At 47.2% G+C, this 17093-nt stretch carries 18 protein-coding genes; all 18 read right to left on the reverse strand.

The features are described 5' to 3' along the window. Positions 1-22: 22 nt before the first annotated feature. A complete protein-coding gene (locus MKX30_RS11730; RefSeq protein WP_025723284.1) occupies positions 23-574 on the reverse strand; it encodes a nitroreductase family protein in 552 nt (183 codons plus the stop codon). Between the two features lie 155 nt (positions 575-729). Then, positions 730-1113, reverse strand: a complete 384-nt coding sequence (locus tag MKX30_RS11735; protein WP_341062842.1) for a YraN family protein — start codon at positions 1111-1113, stop codon at positions 730-732. Further along, positions 1113-1412, reverse strand: coding sequence for an EscU/YscU/HrcU family type III secretion system export apparatus switch protein (locus MKX30_RS11740; protein ID WP_023988176.1), 300 nt, complete (start codon positions 1410-1412; stop codon positions 1113-1115). Before MKX30_RS11740 ends, MKX30_RS11735 begins: the two co-directional genes overlap by 1 nt. After that, on the reverse strand, positions 1409-3514 hold the full coding sequence (locus MKX30_RS11745; RefSeq protein WP_341062843.1) for a DNA ligase: 2106 nt from the start codon (positions 3512-3514) through the stop codon (positions 1409-1411). The genes MKX30_RS11740 and MKX30_RS11745 overlap by 4 nt, the downstream gene beginning before the upstream one ends. 90 nt (positions 3515-3604) lie before the next feature. Further along, positions 3605-4252, reverse strand: coding sequence for a ribonuclease HII (locus tag MKX30_RS11750; protein ID WP_080682994.1), 648 nt, complete (start codon positions 4250-4252; stop codon positions 3605-3607). A 210-nt stretch (positions 4253-4462) separates the two neighbouring features. Further along, positions 4463-5323, reverse strand: a complete 861-nt coding sequence (gene ylqF / locus MKX30_RS11755) for a ribosome biogenesis GTPase YlqF (RefSeq protein ID WP_023988173.1) — start codon at positions 5321-5323, stop codon at positions 4463-4465. Between the two features lie 86 nt (positions 5324-5409). Beyond that, positions 5410-6036: a signal peptidase I gene (gene lepB / locus MKX30_RS11760; RefSeq protein WP_023988172.1), complete on the reverse strand. Its 627-nt coding sequence runs from the start codon at positions 6034-6036 to the stop codon at positions 5410-5412. A 101-nt stretch (positions 6037-6137) separates the two neighbouring features. Further along, positions 6138-6482 carry a 50S ribosomal protein L19 gene (rplS, locus tag MKX30_RS11765; RefSeq protein ID WP_010346403.1) on the reverse strand — a complete coding sequence of 115 codons (345 nt, stop codon included), beginning with the start codon at positions 6480-6482 and terminating at the stop codon, positions 6138-6140. Positions 6483-6706: 224 nt separating this feature from the next. Next, positions 6707-7525, reverse strand: coding sequence for a tRNA (guanosine(37)-N1)-methyltransferase TrmD (trmD, locus tag MKX30_RS11770; RefSeq protein WP_023988171.1), 819 nt, complete (start codon positions 7523-7525; stop codon positions 6707-6709). Continuing rightward, entirely contained in the window at positions 7525-8040 is a 516-nt protein-coding gene (gene rimM, locus MKX30_RS11775) for a ribosome maturation factor RimM (protein ID WP_013309864.1), read from the reverse strand. Before rimM ends, trmD begins: the two co-directional genes overlap by 1 nt. A gap of 97 nt (positions 8041-8137) precedes the next feature. Next, positions 8138-8368 carry a KH domain-containing protein gene (locus MKX30_RS11780; RefSeq protein WP_013309863.1) on the reverse strand — a complete coding sequence of 77 codons (231 nt, stop codon included), beginning with the start codon at positions 8366-8368 and terminating at the stop codon, positions 8138-8140. Between the two features lie 23 nt (positions 8369-8391). Continuing rightward, entirely contained in the window at positions 8392-8664 is a 273-nt protein-coding gene (gene rpsP / locus MKX30_RS11785) for a 30S ribosomal protein S16 (protein WP_013309862.1), read from the reverse strand. Positions 8665-8731: 67 nt separating this feature from the next. Further along, the gene (gene ffh / locus MKX30_RS11790; RefSeq protein WP_013309861.1) at positions 8732-10108 is read right to left on the reverse strand and encodes a signal recognition particle protein; all 1377 of its coding nucleotides are present in this window, start codon (positions 10106-10108) and stop codon (positions 8732-8734) included. Positions 10109-10160: 52 nt separating this feature from the next. Further along, positions 10161-10529, reverse strand: a complete 369-nt coding sequence (locus MKX30_RS11795) for a putative DNA-binding protein (RefSeq protein WP_023988169.1) — start codon at positions 10527-10529, stop codon at positions 10161-10163. Positions 10530-10695: 166 nt separating this feature from the next. Continuing rightward, entirely contained in the window at positions 10696-11346 is a 651-nt protein-coding gene (gene trhA, locus MKX30_RS11800; RefSeq protein ID WP_023988168.1) for a PAQR family membrane homeostasis protein TrhA, read from the reverse strand. A gap of 162 nt (positions 11347-11508) precedes the next feature. Beyond that, entirely contained in the window at positions 11509-12525 is a 1017-nt protein-coding gene (gene ftsY / locus MKX30_RS11805; RefSeq protein ID WP_023988167.1) for a signal recognition particle-docking protein FtsY, read from the reverse strand. Positions 12526-12563: 38 nt separating this feature from the next. Next, positions 12564-16133 (reverse strand): chromosome segregation protein SMC, encoded by a 3570-nt coding sequence (gene smc, locus MKX30_RS11810; RefSeq protein ID WP_341062844.1) that lies wholly within the window; start codon positions 16131-16133, stop codon positions 12564-12566. Between the two features lie 256 nt (positions 16134-16389). Next, entirely contained in the window at positions 16390-17088 is a 699-nt protein-coding gene (rnc, locus tag MKX30_RS11815; RefSeq protein ID WP_013309856.1) for a ribonuclease III, read from the reverse strand. Positions 17089-17093 lie beyond the last annotated feature (5 nt).

Genomic DNA, 17093 nt, shown 5'->3' on the forward strand with positions numbered 1-17093 from the left:
ACTAAGTTTATCTGACGACAGATTATTTGTCAAACAAGGTCAGCTTATCGGCTGCGGGAGTACGTGGTCTTGATTCCGGGATAACGTCAGGATAGCCTGCATATATCATTCCTATTACCTTCTCACCTGGTTGAATTCCCAAGTGCTCACGGAACTTAGGCGAATACAAAAATGGCTTTGTCACCCAAAACGTTCCGATTCCTTTGCTCCATGCGGCAAGCATAAAGTTTTGTACAAGCGCGCTGACCGCTGCAAAATCCTCATCCCAAACCGCTTGACGCGGGTCTTCTTCCAGCACTACTAAAAGCTGGATCGGGTTGTGCAAAATGCCGCTCTCAAACTTGTTGTCCTTACCGATGTCGGCTGCAATTGCTTTTGCAAGCTTTTTCCGTCCTTCACCAGCAAACAACAGAAAACGCCACGGTTCACGCATTTTATGATTAGGAGCCCACACAGCGACGTCCAGCAATTCTTTGATCGTATCTACCGGAATAGAGTCGGATTTAAATCGTTTAATCGTCCGGCGTTCCTGAATTACATCTATGACATGTTCACTAAAGGTATGTTTTGTCACGTAAATCCTCCTTCACAGGTACAACTTCTCGATATTCATTTTCAGATGAAAATGATAACTATTCTCAATAAAATATACCTGTAGCTTTCCTTCATGTCAACCTGCACATATGAATTCAGTCACGCACTCTTACCTTCGAAAAAGCTCTTACTCTTTTAAAATGCGCCTATTAAATGGTTTGTAACAACTGCCTTTTCGTCAATTAATTGTACAGAAATCATGTCAAAGCGGATTGGAGCATCTCCAATCCCGTTCATATGCAAATATACAGCGGCTGTTTGGCGAACTTGGGCTATTTTACGCGCAGTAACTGATTCTGCTGGCGTTCCATATTTGGAGCTACTTCGACTACGTACCTCAATAAACACGAGTGTATGCTCCTGCTTGGCAATCAGATCTATTTCACCACTGCGGCACCGCCAATTACGCTCTATGATTCGGTAACCCAAGTTTTCTAAAAACAAAGCCGCTGCCTCTTCGCCCATCGCTCCTTTGGCTTTCCGTTGATCCTTGCTTCCAGCCTTCATCTCATTACGCATCACCAGTCATCCCTTGATGCAAGCCGATCCATTTGATATATATAAGTAAGCACCTCTGCCACCAACTGATAGAGCTCAGCAGGGATTTGTTCGTCCAAATCAAGTTTGGACAGTACTTCTACCAGCGCAGCATCCTCCTGTACTGGAACACCATGTTCTTTAGCTTTTTCTAAAATGCTATCCGCAATACGGCCGCTCCCTTTGGCAACGACAATCGGTGCTTCGCTCTCGCCAGGCGTATATTTAAGGGCGACCGCCTTCTTTATGGAAGGAGAAGGAGGTTCCAACGGCTCTTTCATATTTTAAGATCGACTCCTTTATACGGCTGAGGCACATAGCTTTGTACTTCAGAAGAGGCGAGGCTGTTCTGTTCAGTCCTTATGGGCATGGGCTCGGTACGAAGCGATAGAAGCTGGTATCCTAGTGACTCCAACGCTGTGTGAATGGACTCACGCCCACTGGTTAACAACGAAGCCGCCCATTCATGATCATTATGGAGCTTGACACTTACAATCCGATCTACAACCTGGACATCTACCAGGGTCGGCCCAAGTCCCTTCATGTCCAAATCAAACCAAAGACGACAGTTGGAGGCGTCCAGCTCTCCCCGTTTGCCGCGGCGGGACTGAATCTGGATCGTAGCTGTTTCACGACCGTCCGGTCCAACGAACGGTATAAACATGTGTACTTGTGCAAAAGGCGCCGTTCGGTCTGTATTGAGCAGCAACTGCTGACCTGTCAGGTGCTGTACAACCTGCTGAGCCGCCTCTTTCAAAGCGGGCGGCAGGTCGTCACTGCTCATCAGCTGGAGCAGTGCCCCTTTTACGGTGTCTGCGTCTGCTGACACCGTGTCGCCTGACGCAGCCGCTAATCCCGGCAACGTCTGGGGCATTCCCTCTGGCGGCTCCATACGTGCCGCCGCCCCTTGCGCGACCTGTGTAGTCGCGCGGTGCACTTGCTGCTCGTGCTCTGCACCGAGCAGCTTCAGTACGCGGCCTACCCACGGGTCTTCCGTGGGGGTGAGCTGCGGGCTGGACGCCACAGGCTGCGATGCAGTGGCGTCTGCAGCCCGCAAAGCGCCGGCCATTGGCTGCGCCACTTCCGTTGCGGGCTGCTCTGGCACGGCCTTGCTCAGCGCGGGTGGCACCGCCGCGCGTAGCTCTTGCAGCAACGTGCGCAGCCGCTGGAGCGGCACCTCTGGCGCAGCAGTGTTGCCTGCTGTGGATTGCGGCACAGGGGCACCAGCCTGCTGTGCGGAGAGACGGTCAGCCGTGGCTGCGGTTAAGGCGGGCTTTGCCCCCGCAGGCTCTGCCGTGGCAGCCGCTGGAGCGCCATCCGTATCCTTAAGCTGTGTGCTTGCCGCAGTAGCTTGCTGTGACTGTGACTGCTCCACTCTGGTGCGGGGACCATTTAATGCATCAGCACTCGATTCTGGCGCATTTACGCCAGCTTCCGATGCCACTGTCGCTCCGCGTCCATTGGCTGCCTCCGATTCTCCTGGAGCAGTCCCTTCGGCTGCAGATGTAGCCCCCGTCGCAGTATCTGAATCTGTTGCCAAAGCACTCGCTGCTGCAGCAAGGTTGGCTGCTTGAGTCCCTTTTAACAATTCCTTGCCGCCTGTGGTTTGTCCAGCTTCTGCCTGCTTTGCAGCGGCAGAAGCATCCTTGGACAATGTAGGAGCTTGGCCTTCCTGTCCATCTACCACCACAGAAGAAGCACCTGTTGGACTAGCAGACATTCGGTCAGCGTTCTTTATAGCTGTCGATTCCCCCACTGAACGATCAGTGGATATTCCCTGTGCTTGCTGTTTTAATACCGTTTCAAGCTCTTGCTCCAGCGAAGACAACAGATCATTTAAAGGAGGCCCAAACATCGCTTGACGCAATCCGTTTATGCTTTCTGCCGTCAATGGAAGTCCCCGCTGAAAGGCAACTGCCGCCGCCTGCACAAACGTTCCCAATTGTACATTGCCGCTTTGCTTCGCCATAGCTTCTCGCAAAGAAGCCGCATTTTCCGACGTCAACGGCACACCATTCTTTTGCATTGCCTGTATAAGCTCCCTGTTCTGAGCTGTATCCGGCAGTCCCACCGATTCCAATACATCTGTCAGCGCTACGGTTTGCTGTGGTGTATTGGCCACATCGTTCAGAGGCTTAAGCACCGTCATTCCGCTGGGGGAAGCCGGTTGAACCTGAAACGTTGTAGTCTGTCCAGGTTGAAGAGGGGTCTCCAGCTTTGCCCTGACCTGAGAACCTTGTATTTGCAACACAGCCTCACCGCCGTCCTCAGACACCTTTAGCACGATTCCTCGTACGACCTGACCTGGCTGCATATCAAGTTTTTTAGCCTCTCCAGCCTTCACATCTCCAAGTAATCCACGAAATACAGATCCGATGTTCATATCGCCCCTCCTCTCACTCTCCCCCATTCAAAGGGGCTTATGGTATTAGTTATACTTTATATCGGCATTGTCCCGATTCATAATAAGTAACTACAGATCAAACAGTGTCGGTTGCTCCGTCAACAAATTGCCCAGAAAGCTGCGTCTATGCATCTTTGTAGGTCCTAGCGCCAAAATTTGTTCCCTGTGCAACTTGGTAGCGTAACCTTTATGTATACCGATCCCATATTCCGGATACTTCGCATCCCATTCACCTTTACACAGCCGATCACGGGTTACCTTAGCGATGATAGAGGCCGCCGCAATGGACTGACTGTTCGCATCTCCTTTAATAATAGAGAGCTGAGGAATAGGCACATCTACCTTTTCTGCATCCACCAGTAAATAATCAGGAGATACATGTAAAGCCTCAATAGCCTGCTTCATAGCCAAACGAGCTGCCTGCTTAATATTGATATCATCAATCGTCTGCGCGTCTACATAGCCAACTCCTACAGCAATAGCCTTCTCCATAATCAGCTCGTAGTAAGCTTCTCTCTTCTTGTCCGTCAATTTTTTGGAATCATCCACACCTTCCAGTAACTCACCCACTGGTAAAATGACTGCTGCGGCCACAACATCACCAAACAGGCATCCACGACCTACCTCGTCAATACCTGCAATCCGCTCACAAGACTGCTCCCAGCATTTTTTTTCATAATGTAGCATGTCCTTCACTACAATCTCTTTATTTTCCATATTCAATACCTGCCCATCTATATGTAGTTTAACGCGTCATTCATGCCGTAGCTCTAGCGATTGAATTCAGCTTACCACAGACCTTCACCGTCCAAAACCCTTTTCTAACTGCCTTCAAATACCAAAAAAAACCTTCCTCCTCTCCGGAGAGATGGGGAAGGTTCTTCCTTGCCACAAAATGCTATGTTCTGCATCGGTGTACCAGTAAAATCAGTAAGGAGCTTCCAAACTGAATCGTCCCAGCTTCCCTGCACGCAGCTCACGCAAAATGATTTTTGACGCCTTTTCGAGATCTACACGTCCGCCGCTAACAATACAGCCACGTTTACGTCCGATCGCTTCCATAACGTTGACAATTTCATCAGGATTTTCTGTATCTTCAGGACGTTCGGTGAGCTCAAAGCGCTCTGCCAGTGCATCCCAATAGTACTGAACCAAATATTTAGTCGCAAAAAAGGCAATATCCTCGACATTCAGAATTTCTTCCTTGATCGCACCTGTAACTGCCAGACGATAGCCTACATTCTGATCCTCAAATTTAGGCCATAGAATACCTGGTGTATCCAGCAATTCAATTTCTCCGATCTTGATCCACTGCTGTGCCTTCGTTACCCCTGGACGGTCACCCGTAGCTGCAATATTACGTCCCGCCATTCGGTTGATCAGTGTCGATTTACCAACATTCGGAATACCAACAATCAACCCACGCATAGGACGCGGGTTCATTCCCTTCCTAATCTGCCGATCTATCTTTTCCTTAAGCAGCAGCTTAGCCTGAATCGGAATTTCTTTTAGTCCCGTCCCAGTTGTGGCATCCACCGGAAGGGCCACATGCCCCTGCTCCTTAAAATAAGCAATCCATTGCTGTGATACTACCGGGTCCGCCAAATCTGCTTTATTCAAAATAATCATCCGCGGCTTGCCTTGCAAAATATCATCAATCATTGGATTTCGGCTGGAGAGCGGCAATCGAGCATCAATCAGCTCAATGACCAAATCAATTAACTTTAATTTTGCTTCAATTTGGCGGCGCGCTCTGGTCATATGACCAGGAAACCATTGAATCGTCACCGTCATCACCCCATTGATCGTAACTCCTACTTTTACCCTTAGGCTCTTAGTTAGGATTACGGCAGCTATGCTGCTTATTAGTTATTCTAGTGGTTAATCCACTGCATATCTTTCGCCGGCCAGAAAATAACGTCAGCCCGACCTACGACTTCCTTCAAATCAATATATCCAATCATCCGACTGTCTGTACTATTGGAACGGTTATCTCCCATTACAAAAATATGCCCTGCCGGAACTTTTCCATCCTTAAACTTCTCATTTGGAAAATTTGTAAACTTGTTGTAAAGCTCGCCATTCTGATGGGCTTCTTCTAAAGGAGCTTTCAAATAAGCTTCCTGAATCGGCTTACCATTTACTGTAATCGTGTCACCTTCTACCTTGACCGTATCTCCTTCAACGGCAATGACGCGTTTGATAAAGTCTCTTCCTTCCTCCGGCACATGAAACACGATCACTTCGCCTGGTTTAGGGGCGCGGAAATCATACAAAATCTCATTTACAATGACGCGTTCTCCGGTATGAAAGTTAGGCTGCATCGACGGGCCATCCACAATAAACGGCTTAAAGAGAAGCCAGCGGATTAAAAAGACAAGCACTAACGCAATAATGATGGCCTTGAGCCACTCAAAAATCTCATTTTTTTGTTTACGCTTGGGCGTACCATCCTGATCAGTTGGCTGCTGTACAGCTCCTTGTCCTACTTCTTGCTCCATAGCTCACTGTCCTCTCTTTACGGTCAATAATCCACAGTTCCCTATGTACGTAGAAAAAACGAAAGGAGCTTGTAACCAAGCCCCTTTCGTTATTCGTTGTATTAACGACGAATTTCTTTAATTCTCGCTGCTTTACCGCGCAGTTCACGAAGATAATAAAGCTTCGCACGACGCACTTTACCACGGCGAGCCACGTCGATTTTATCGATTTTCGGGGAATGAAGCGGGAAAGTTCTTTCCACACCTACACCGTAAGAAATTTTACGAACTGTAAAAGTCTCACTGATTCCACCACCACGGCGTTTAATTACAACACCTTCAAACAACTGGATACGCTCACGAGTTCCCTCAATAACTTTCACGTGCACTTTCAAAGTGTCACCAGGACGAAAGTTAGGCAAATCTTTACGCAGTTGTTCTTCAGTGATCGCTTGGACGATATTCATCTATGACTCCCTCCTTCCGTACAGGTGTTCATGCTTCTTCTGGAAACACAACCGTTTCCTTCATCATCCACAGAGGACCACCGTATTACACACAACAGATGTATTGTATCATGGAGGATACCGCATTGCAACAACAAAAAGGGATTTGACCAAACATTATTTAATTGACTCCATTATAAAACAGGTCACCGCCTGCTTTCAAATCCACTCATGTCTAAGGCGCTTTATTGCTTATCCCCCAAACAGTCAGATTTGCGCTGCTCCTCAATCCACATGCGCTCCTTGCCTGTCAGTTCAGCCTGTTCCAACAAGTCTGGTCGGCGTTCCATCGTGCGACGTAACGCCTCTTGGCGTCTCCAAGAATCAATATTGACGTGATGCCCTGACAGGAGTACATCAGGTACTTTCCAGCCCCGAAACTCCGCAGGCCGGGTATAATGGGGGTACTCCAGCAGCCCCGTACTAAACGAGTCCGTTACCGCACTCGTTTCGTTCCCCAGCACTCCTGGTAGCAACCGTGTCACACTGTCAATGACGGTCATGGCTGGAAGCTCACCACCAGTCAATACATAATCTCCGATAGAAAGCTCATCCGTCACCAAATACTCTCGAATACGCTCATCATAACCCTCATAATGCCCACATATAAAAATAAGATGGTCCTCTTTGGCCAGCTCTTCCGCTTTCTTTTGCGTAAAAGTCTCGCCTTGTGGACACATCAAAATGATACGCGGAGATTTTATGTCTGTGTTACGTTCTACCCCTTCATGTTGGATAACTTCATCGGCTGTCTCTAATGTTGGTTGCTCTGATTTATCCAACAGCGCTTCCACCGCAGCAAAAATAGGGTCAGGCTTCAAAACCATGCCGCCCCCACCGCCATAGGGCGTATCATCCACTTGTCCATGCTTGTTGCCAGCATACTGACGAAAATTAACCGCTTGCAGTGATACAATTCCCTTATCCCTTGCTTTTCCCAGAATGCTTGCATTAAATACTCCATCAAACATCTCTGGAAACAGGGTTAGCACATCCACCCTCATTACAGCAGACCTTCCATTAACCGTACCGTAACCCGTTTTTCACGCACGTTTACATCCAAAATAACATCCTCTATATACGGCAATAGCAGTTCCTTGCCTTTAGGCATTTTGACTACCCATACATCATTGGCTCCCGGAGTCAAAATTTCTTTGACCACGCCGAGCTCATTTCCGTCTTCGGTCACCACTTCCATGCCGACTACTTCATGAAAATAGAATTCATTTTCTTCCAATTCGCCTAACCGCTCAGCAGATACCTTCAACAATGTACCTTTATATTTTTCGACTTCATTAATATTGTGATATTCCTTAAATTTAGCGACAACCATATTTTTTTGAAAACGCGCTGTTTCAACAGTTACGGGGATCGGTGCTTTACCTTCCGCCGGAACAATCAAAAGCTCACTACCTTTAGCAAAACGATCTTCTGGGAAATCTGTCGTCGTTAATATTTTAAGCTCCCCACGGATTCCATGGGTGTTCACAATTTTTCCGACATTAAACAATTGTTGCATCGTGTTCCTCCTGCTTGTAATCGGTCCCGCTCCATATCATCTTCATCATGTACGAAAAAGGGTTAGGACATACATCCTAACCCACTTTCGTATATCTTTAAGATATGATGTCTACGGTAACCCGTTTATCCATCTTAACGGCTGCTGATGCAACCACAGTGCGAAGCGCCTTGGCGATACGACCCTGCTTACCAATGATTTTGCCTACATCCTCAGGATGCACACTAAGCTCATATACAACAAGCCGATCCTTCTCCAAGGTCTTCACGGTTACATCTTCCGGATGATCGACTAAAGCCTTAGCAATGATTATCACTAATTCTTCCATGGTTGACCCTCCGTATCAGCACCTTATTTCTGTAGTTTAGATTCATGAAACTTTTTCATTACGCCCGCTTTGCTAAGCAAGTTACGGACTGTGTCGGATGCTTGTGCACCATCTTGCAACCATTTCAGCGCTTTATCTTCATCAATTTTTACAACCGCTGGTACTGTGATTGGGTTGTAGTAACCGATTTCTTCGATAAAACGACCGTCACGCGGGGAACGAGAATCAGATACCACGACGCGATAGAAAGGAGCTTTATGTGCACCCATACGTTTCAGACGAATACGAACTGCCACGAAAATTCACCTCCTTCAAAAAGTAGACTGTATATTGTTATCCCATAATTCCAAGGGCCTAACGGCCTTAGCGGAAAGGAAACTTCATACCTTTACCCATACTCTTCAGCTGCTTCATAGCCTTGTTTTTGCCACCCTTAGGTCCCATCATATCTGAGAACTGCTTCATCATGCGACGCATTTCGTCAAATTGCTTTATCAGACGATTTACCTCAGCCAGTGATGTTCCACTGCCTACAGAAATACGTTTGCGTCGGCTATGATTAATCATGTCTGGGTTTTGCTTTTCCTGTGTGGTCATAGAATGAACGATAGCCTCAATCCGGCCCATCTGTTTGTCATCCACTTTGATATCTTTCATTTGCTTCATGTTGCCCATACCGGGAATCATATCAAGAATCTGGTCGATTGGACCAAGCTTCTTAACTTGATCCATTTGCTCCAGAAAATCTTCAAAAGTAAACTCGGCATTACGCATTTTCCGTTCCATTTCCTTCGCCTTATCGGCGTCGATATTGGACTGCGCTTTTTCAATCAGGGACAACATGTCACCCATGCCTAAAATCCGTGAAGCCATCCGTTCAGGATGAAACGGCTCCATCGCATCCAGTTTTTCACCCAATGTAGCAAACTTGATCGGACATCCCGTCACAGCCTTAACTGATAAAGCTGCACCACCACGAGTGTCACCATCCAGCTTCGTCAGTACAACTCCCGTCAACTCCAAGCTACTATTAAAGTGCTCTGCAACGTTAACCGCGTCCTGCCCCGTCATGCTATCTACAACCAGTAGAACTTCATCCGGCTTGACGTTGGTATGAATCTGGCGCAACTCTTCCATGAGCTCTTCATCAACATGAAGACGACCCGCAGTATCTATAATAACGTAGTCATTACCATTATCCTTAGCATGCTGCAAACCCTGTTTTGCAATTTCTACCGGGCTTGTCTGATCTCCCAGAGTAAATACAGGAGTATTAATCTGCTCCCCAAGGACCTGAAGCTGCTTGATCGCGGCTGGTCTATAAATATCACCAGCTACAAGCAATGGACGATGATTTTGCTTTTGCAACAATTTCGCCAGTTTACCAGACGTCGTCGTCTTACCTGCGCCCTGGAGACCCACCATCATAATGACCGTAGGCGGTTTGTTTGCTTTGGCAAGCTTGGCCTGACTGCCACCCATCAACTCGGTCAGTTCCTTGTTCACGATGTCGATGATGACCATGCCTGGCGTAAAGCTGTCCATCACTTCCTTACCAACGGATTTCTCCTTTACCTTGGCAATAAAGTCCTTTACAACCTTGAAGTTAACGTCCGCCTCAAGCAAAGCTAATCGTACTTCACGCATCGCCTGAGCTACATCATCCTCAGACACTTTTCCTTTGCCGCGCAGTTTACTGAATACATTTTGCAAGCGAGTCGATAATCCTTCAAATGCCATACTTTCGCACCTCCTTGTCTACCAGGGTTGTTTGTTCTTATATCTATATGTCCTACAATTCCTGCAGGCGATTTACAATTTGATGGACATGTTGCAGAGTGCCTTCATCGGACTCACCGATTTTACCGAATGCCTCATACAACGTCTTATTTAATTCTTCGAGATCTTGGATTCTACGCTCATACTTACTTAGCAAACCAAGCTTTTCCTCGTACATTTCCAATACCTGTTCAGCACGTTTAATATGTTCATACACTGCCTGACGGCTAATTTGAAATTCCGATGCAATTTCCCCTAAAGAAAAATCATCATGGAAGTAATATTTTAAAAACATCTGTTGCTTCTCTGTAAGCAGAGGTTCATAGAAGTCAAACAGTCGGTTAATCCGGTTTGTCTTTTCCAGCCGATTCTCCTGACTCATCTTGTATACCTCCATCGTCAAGGAAAAACACTTTACAGTTCTTTTCAACGTTCCTTATGATACATAAAAGAAAAGAAGATGTCAAGCGTTATCCCTTGTCATACAAAAAAAAGCCGATCCACTGCCCTTAAACGGAAGTACGGATCGGCTTTTTGCCCACTGTTACTTAAACCCTTACTGGAGTAAGATACAGCAGAACAGCCAGAAAATGAAGTATGCTGCCTGCCAAAACAAACAGATGCCAGATCGCATGGTGATATGGAAATGCCCGCCACACATAGAAAATCGTGCCCAACGTATACATAAGACCACCTACGAACAATAACGTCATCCCTCCGGCGGGAACAGTCGCAACCAGAGGATTCCAGGCAATTGTGATGAGCCAGCCCATCACAATGTAAAACACGGTAGACATAAACAGGAAGCGCTTGGTGAAAAACGCCTTGAACAACACACCAAACAGTGCAATCCCCCAAATCACCCCAAACAGTGTCCATCCCATAGTACCTCGCAGTGCAACGAGCATAAACGGGGTGTAGCTGCCTGCAATGAACAGGTAAATGCAAGAATGATCGAATATTTCGAACAAATCCTTCATTTTCCCTTCACGCAGGCTATGAAGCAACGTTGAATTGGTGTACAACAGCAACATCGTAATCCCGTAAATCGTAAAGCTGACGACATGCCAAGTGGTTCCTTTCATGCTAGCAAAAACAATGAGCAACACAAGCGCTGCTACGCTTAAAACGGCTCCAATTCCATGTGTAATGGCGTTGGCTACTTCTTCCCGTCGGGAGTAGGTATAGGTGTTTGCCATCGGTTTTTCACCCGGCTTCCTGATTTATATTTTACATACAAGATACATTACATATACGGCATCGACAGACTTCTTGCTTTCATTATACATCTGGGCGAACTTGAGCAGCAACAGGATGGCTACTTAGTCCCAAACGTAGCATGAAAGCCTACTTTAAACGTATCAGTTCTGTTCTTCCTCACCTGTAGCAGTTGCTTCGACCGTCTCTTCCTGAATCAACCCCGCAAACAACGCATGAACGAATTGCTCGGAATCAAACGGTTGAAGATCATTCACTTTTTCACCTAAGCCCACCAGCTTAACAGGCAAATTCAGCTCCTGACGGATGGCCACAACAATTCCACCCTTCGCTGTACCATCCAACTTCGTTAGTACCAGCCCGGTTACACCGCTTTTCTCACCAAACAGCTTGGCTTGGTTAAGTGCATTTTGTCCAGTCGTCGCATCAAGTACCAACAACACTTCATGTGGAGCATCTGGAATTTCGCGTTGAATCACACGGAAAATTTTGTTCAGTTCCTCCATTAGATTGCTTTTATTCTGAAGACGTCCTGCGGTATCACACAACAAAACATCCACTTTACGCTGCTTGGCAGCCTGTACGGCATCAAACATAACCGCAGCCGGATCGGAACCGGATTGCTGCTTAATAACCTCTACACCTGCCCGTTCGCCCCATACCTCCAACTGTTCAATCGCACCCGCGCGGAACGTATCCCCAGCAGCCAACAATACTTTTTTGCCCTCTTGTTTAAAACGGTGAGCTAACTTGCCAATGGTTGTTGTTTTGCCGACGCCATTGACTCCCACGAATAAAATGACTGTAATCCCGTCAGGACTCATTTTGAGCTGACTATTGTCATTACCCCGCAGCAACTCGGACAGCTTTTCCGACAATACAGGCTGTAACTCGGATGCGTCCTCGATTTTGCGCTTTTTCACTTCTTCTCGCAGGTCTTCAATGAGGTTCATAACCGTGTTGACGCCTACGTCTGCTCCGATCAGAATTTCTTCCAGTTCCTCATAAAATTCCTCATCAATCTTTTTACGGCGAATCATCAAGTCCGTTACTTTTTCAACAAAACCTTTACGTGTTTTTTCCAAACCATCTTTGAACTGTTTTGTGACAGATTCAGTTTTGTTTGCAATGCTTTCCTTCAATTTCCTAAAGAAACTCATGGATTCCCTCCGTTGGTCTGAAAGTATGTTATTTAATGTCAGGCAATCTCAGCTTCATCGTTGTCCAGCTTGACAGATACGAGTTTGGAAACCCCGCCTTCCTCCATCGTAACCCCGTACAGCACATCAGATTCCTCCATTGTGCCCTTTCGGTGTGTGACTACAATAAACTGTGTCTGCTCCGAGAATTCTCGTAAATACTGGGCAAAACGCACCACGTTTGCTTCGTCCAATGCAGCCTCTACTTCATCGAGTACACAGAATGGAACAGGTTTAACGTGTAAAATGGCAAATAGTAACGCCATCGCTGTTAACGCACGCTCACCGCCTGACAGTAGCTGCAAGTTTTGCAGTTTTTTGCCCGGTGGTTGAGCTACGATGTCGATTCCCGTCTCCAGCAAGCGTTCCGGGTCAAGCAGCACGAGATCAGCACGTCCGCCTCCGAACAGCTTGGAGAATACCGTTCCAAATTCGCGCCGAATAGCATCGAATGTAGTCTTAAAGCGTTTGGACATTTCTTCATCCATTTCACGAATAACCTGATAAAGCGTTGTCTTGGCCTCCACCAAATCAGACTTTTGCTCATCAAGAAACGTATAACGCTCATGCACACGCTGGTATTCCTCAATGGCACCTAGATTCACCTCACCTAACGCGGAAATACCACGTTTGAGCCTTTCTACCTCACTCTGCGTACCTTCAATATCTTCAGGTATAGGGTAACGCTGCTTGGCTAACTCATAGCTGAGTTCATAATCATCACTTAATTTTTTCAGAACATTTTCCAGTTCCACATCAAGTCGATTTACTCCAATTTCCGTTTGACGAAGCAACTCCTCCACTGACTTGAGCTGAATTCGCTGTTCTTTCGTGTCGTTCTCAGCCACTTCCAGCTTTTTGGACAAGCTACTGCGTGCAGCCCGCTTGAATTCCAGTTGCTGTGCGGCTTCTTCCTTTTTCAAACGGTATTGATTGAGATTTTCAATCTGTTTCACGGTCTCCTGCTCATTGGTCAGCAAATCTGCTTCGATGGAAGCAAGCAAGGTCTTGTTTTGTCTCGAATCCTTACCAAGAGTATCATAATCCCCACGCAATCTGCGCAGCTGCTCTTCCAATGAAAAGCGCTCCTGGTCCAGCTTTCCTTCTCTTACCTTGAGATTCGTGAGCTCTCCCTGCAGCTGCTCTTTGGCAGATTCGTTGGCTTTACGGGCGAATTCGGCAGCGTGAATGGCCTGATGCGTTTTCTTCTCTTCTTCCTCTAGCGCAGCCAACTTTACCAACGCTTCTTCACGGGAAGTTTCCAGCTCCTTGATTTCCTGATCAAAGCCCTTTTTCTCCTGACCAGACGCAGCGACCTGCTCCAGAACATGACGAAGTTCATGCTCTAGTTGCTTGAGTTCCATTGCCATCTGCTGCTCTTCACCGCGCTTCACATCGCCGCCCTGGCGCAACTCATCCAGACGGGTCTGTGTCTCCTCCAACTGGCGTTTGGTATCTATTGCACTCTGGCGCAACCTTGCAATTTGCTGCTCCGTATCTACAATATCTTGATCCAACTGATCTAGCTGACGCTTACGTCCAAGCAGATTAGCATTTTTCTTGAACTGGCTTCCCCCAGTCATGGAACCCCCTGCATTGACAACATCGCCTTCCAAAGTGACCACGCGGTATCTATATTGGCAACGGGCCGCAATACGGTTTGCATCTTCCAACGTACGGGCAATGACCACATTCCCCAAGAGACTGCCTACAATTCCGGCATATCGATCATCATACTGAACAAGATCTGCACCGATCCCGACAAAGCCTTCAGCGCCTTCTGCAATTTGGCGTTCCCCCGCACCGATTTGACGCGGGCGGATAACATCCATAGGCAAAAATGTCGCTCTGCCCAGTTGACGTTGCTTTAGAAAACTGATCGCCTGTCTGGATACGGATTCATTTTCCATCACGATATGCTGAACTGAAGCACCCAAAGCGGTCTCCATCGCCTGCTCTAAATGCTCAGGCACTCGAATCAGCTCCGCTACCGCTCCATGTACACCGTGCAAGGTTTCTTTTCGTGCAGCCTTCAATACCTCTTTAACTCCAAGCATGAAGCCGTCAAAGTCATCCTGCATTTCCTTCATCGTATCTCGCCGTGAAATTAGAGCCTCTCGTTTTTGTTCCCATTTACGAACCGTACCCTGGTTTTCTTCCAGAAGTTTTTGCAGGGCTTGGTACTTTTCACTTCCCTGAATATAGCCACTACGCAAACTACTTATTTCCTGCCCTAGCTTCTGAACAGCAGCTTCCAATCCCTTTTTGCGCTGTTCAAGCTGTACTTTCTGGGCTTCCCATTTGCCGGATTCGTCACTTACGCGAGTCACACGCCGTTCCAATGCTTCCTTCTGTTGGTCTGTATAACGAATTTCGTTACGGGCCTGTGCCATTTGATTCATCAGCTCCAGCAGACCACCCTTTAGGCTTTCTTCCTGCTCCTGGCTGATTCCGCCTGTAACACCAATCAGTTTGGCTTCTTCGTCAGACAGCCGCCCACGCAACTCGTCAAGCTCTACATTCAGTGCAGACAGCTTTTCGTTCAGTTGATCCAGTTCACTCCTGCGCTCGGAATGCCGTGATTCGCTTGTGGTAAGTGATAAGATCAATTGTTCCCGATTAGCCTCCAGATTGCGTGTGCGCTCTTTGAGCAATTCGCCGTAGCCTTCACTTTTCTCCGTCGCTTCACTGTATTGCAGCAGATCCCTTTGCAACCGCTCTACTTGCTCCTCCAGCTGGCGTAATTCGTTGCGGTCGCTTTCCAGCATCGCATCGTGGCGGGACACCACCGTAGACAACTGAAGTTGCTCCTGCTGCAGCAAAGCTAGTTTGGAAGTCGCATCGCTCCACGAAGTATGAATTTGTTCAATTTGATGGACGTACATTGAAATTTCTTTGGATTTCAATTCACCGCGCAGCTCTTTAAAATGAATCGCCTTTTCAGACTGCTCCTTAAGCGGTCCAATCTGATCCTCCAGTTCACTAACCAAATCGTGAATACGCAGTAAATTTTGCTCCGTTTCATCCAGCTTGCGAACCGCATCTTTTTTACGCGATTTATATTTTACGATACCCGAAGCTTCCTCAAAAATACCTCGGCGATCCTCAGATCGGGTACTCAGAATTTCTTCAATGCGTCCCTGTCCAATAATTGAATAAGCTTCTTTACCAATCCCTGTATCCATAAACAGCTCTGTAATATCTCGGAGTCTGCATGATTGCCGATTAATGAAATATTCACTATCTCCACTTCGATGTACACGTCGCGTTACCGTGACTTCACCAAAATCCAGAGGCAATGCCTGATCTTCATTATCCAGCGTAAGCGATACTTCACCGTAATTAACAGCCTTACGAGCATCACTACCCGCAAAAATAATGTCCTCCATTTTGCCGCCACGCAGTGATTTGGCACTCTGTTCGCCCAGCACCCAACGAATCCCGTCGGAAATATTACTTTTTCCGCTTCCGTTGGGTCCGACGACTGCCGTAATGCCGCGGACAAATTCCATTTCCGTTTTATCTGCAAACGATTTGAAGCCCGCCAGCTCAATGCGCTTTAAAAACATGCTCAATCTCACCTCTAACATTTCAAATATGCTTGTACAACACCGTATACCTGATTGATATGAATTATCCCTATTGTAGCATAAACTAGCTTGTATAAAGCACAGTACCGACACTCACATTACACCAGCAAAGCCACGAAAAAAGAGCAAAACGCAGTCCATTCGCCATTACGGGCCGGGACTCCCCGCGGACTGCCCTTTGCTCTTACTTTGTGTCCCCTGCTTGTGTAACCCGTCCGGGCTGCTCAGGTACCGATTACGATTCTGCCAGCTTCAAACGGTTTAAAGCTACTGCCGCCGCTTGCTGCTCAGCTTCTTTTTTGGAGCGTCCCGTACCTGCCCCTAGCCGTTCGCTGTCCATATATACCTCAGCTACAAACTCGCGCTCATGGGCTGGTCCGCGCTCCTCTACAATCTTGTATTCAAGCATCCCCATGTTATGATGCTGCGTCAGTTCCTGAAGCTCTGTTTTGAAATCACTCATCTGAAGCTTACCGTTTAATACAATTTGAGGAAAAATATAACGTTCCAGAAACGACCGGACGGCCTCCAGACCCTGATCCAAATAAAGCGCACCTACGAACGCTTCGAATACATCAGCCAACAGAGCCGGACGAGTACGTCCACCTGTCAACTCTTCACCTTTTCCAAGCAGTACATATTGCCCAAACTCAAGCCCGACAGCAAACTTCACCAGAGAAGGCTCACAGACAATAGCTGCACGCAGCTTGGTGAGTTCGCCTTCGGGTCGGTTAGGGTACTGATTGTACAATTGCTCGGACACCGTCAGTTCCAGAACAGCGTCACCTAAAAATTCAAGACGCTCATTGTCTGCATGCTGACTGAACCGATGTTCGTTTACGTAGGAAGCGTGCGTAAAGGCCTGCTTCAGAAGCTGCCGATTGTTGAATTGAATATGAAGTTTCTGCTGTAATTGCTTCAAGTCTCCACTCAACGAAC

The organism is Paenibacillus sp. FSL P2-0173, assembly GCF_038008045.1.
Classification (GTDB): Bacteria; Bacillota; Bacilli; order Paenibacillales; family Paenibacillaceae; genus Paenibacillus; species Paenibacillus polymyxa_B.

Bases quoted from the DNA above. Each gene is read 5' to 3' on its own strand.
- MKX30_RS11735 (WP_341062842.1), bottom strand. From the start codon at position 1,113: ATGCGTAATGAGATGAAGGCTGGAAGCAAGGATCAACGGAAAGCCAAA.
- MKX30_RS11740 (WP_023988176.1), bottom strand. From the start codon at position 1,412: ATGAAAGAGCCGTTGGAACCTCCTTCTCCTTCCATAAAGAAGGCGGTC.
- MKX30_RS11745 (WP_341062843.1), bottom strand. From the start codon at position 3,514: ATGAACATCGGATCTGTATTTCGTGGATTACTTGGAGATGTGAAGGCT.
- MKX30_RS11750 (WP_080682994.1), bottom strand. From the start codon at position 4,252: ATGGAAAATAAAGAGATTGTAGTGAAGGACATGCTACATTATGAAAAA.
- lepB (WP_023988172.1), bottom strand. From the start codon at position 6,036: ATGGAGCAAGAAGTAGGACAAGGAGCTGTACAGCAGCCAACTGATCAG.
- rplS (WP_010346403.1), bottom strand. From the start codon at position 6,482: ATGAATATCGTCCAAGCGATCACTGAAGAACAACTGCGTAAAGATTTG.
- trmD (WP_023988171.1), bottom strand. From the start codon at position 7,525: ATGAGGGTGGATGTGCTAACCCTGTTTCCAGAGATGTTTGATGGAGTA.
- rimM (WP_013309864.1), bottom strand. From the start codon at position 8,040: ATGCAACAATTGTTTAATGTCGGAAAAATTGTGAACACCCATGGAATC.
- MKX30_RS11780 (WP_013309863.1), bottom strand. From the start codon at position 8,368: ATGGAAGAATTAGTGATAATCATTGCTAAGGCTTTAGTCGATCATCCG.
- ffh (WP_013309861.1), bottom strand. From the start codon at position 10,108: ATGGCATTTGAAGGATTATCGACTCGCTTGCAAAATGTATTCAGTAAA.
- MKX30_RS11795 (WP_023988169.1), bottom strand. From the start codon at position 10,529: ATGAGTCAGGAGAATCGGCTGGAAAAGACAAACCGGATTAACCGACTG.
- trhA (WP_023988168.1), bottom strand. From the start codon at position 11,346: ATGGCAAACACCTATACCTACTCCCGACGGGAAGAAGTAGCCAACGCC.
- ftsY (WP_023988167.1), bottom strand. From the start codon at position 12,525: ATGAGTTTCTTTAGGAAATTGAAGGAAAGCATTGCAAACAAAACTGAA.
- smc (WP_341062844.1), bottom strand. From the start codon at position 16,133: ATGTTTTTAAAGCGCATTGAGCTGGCGGGCTTCAAATCGTTTGCAGAT.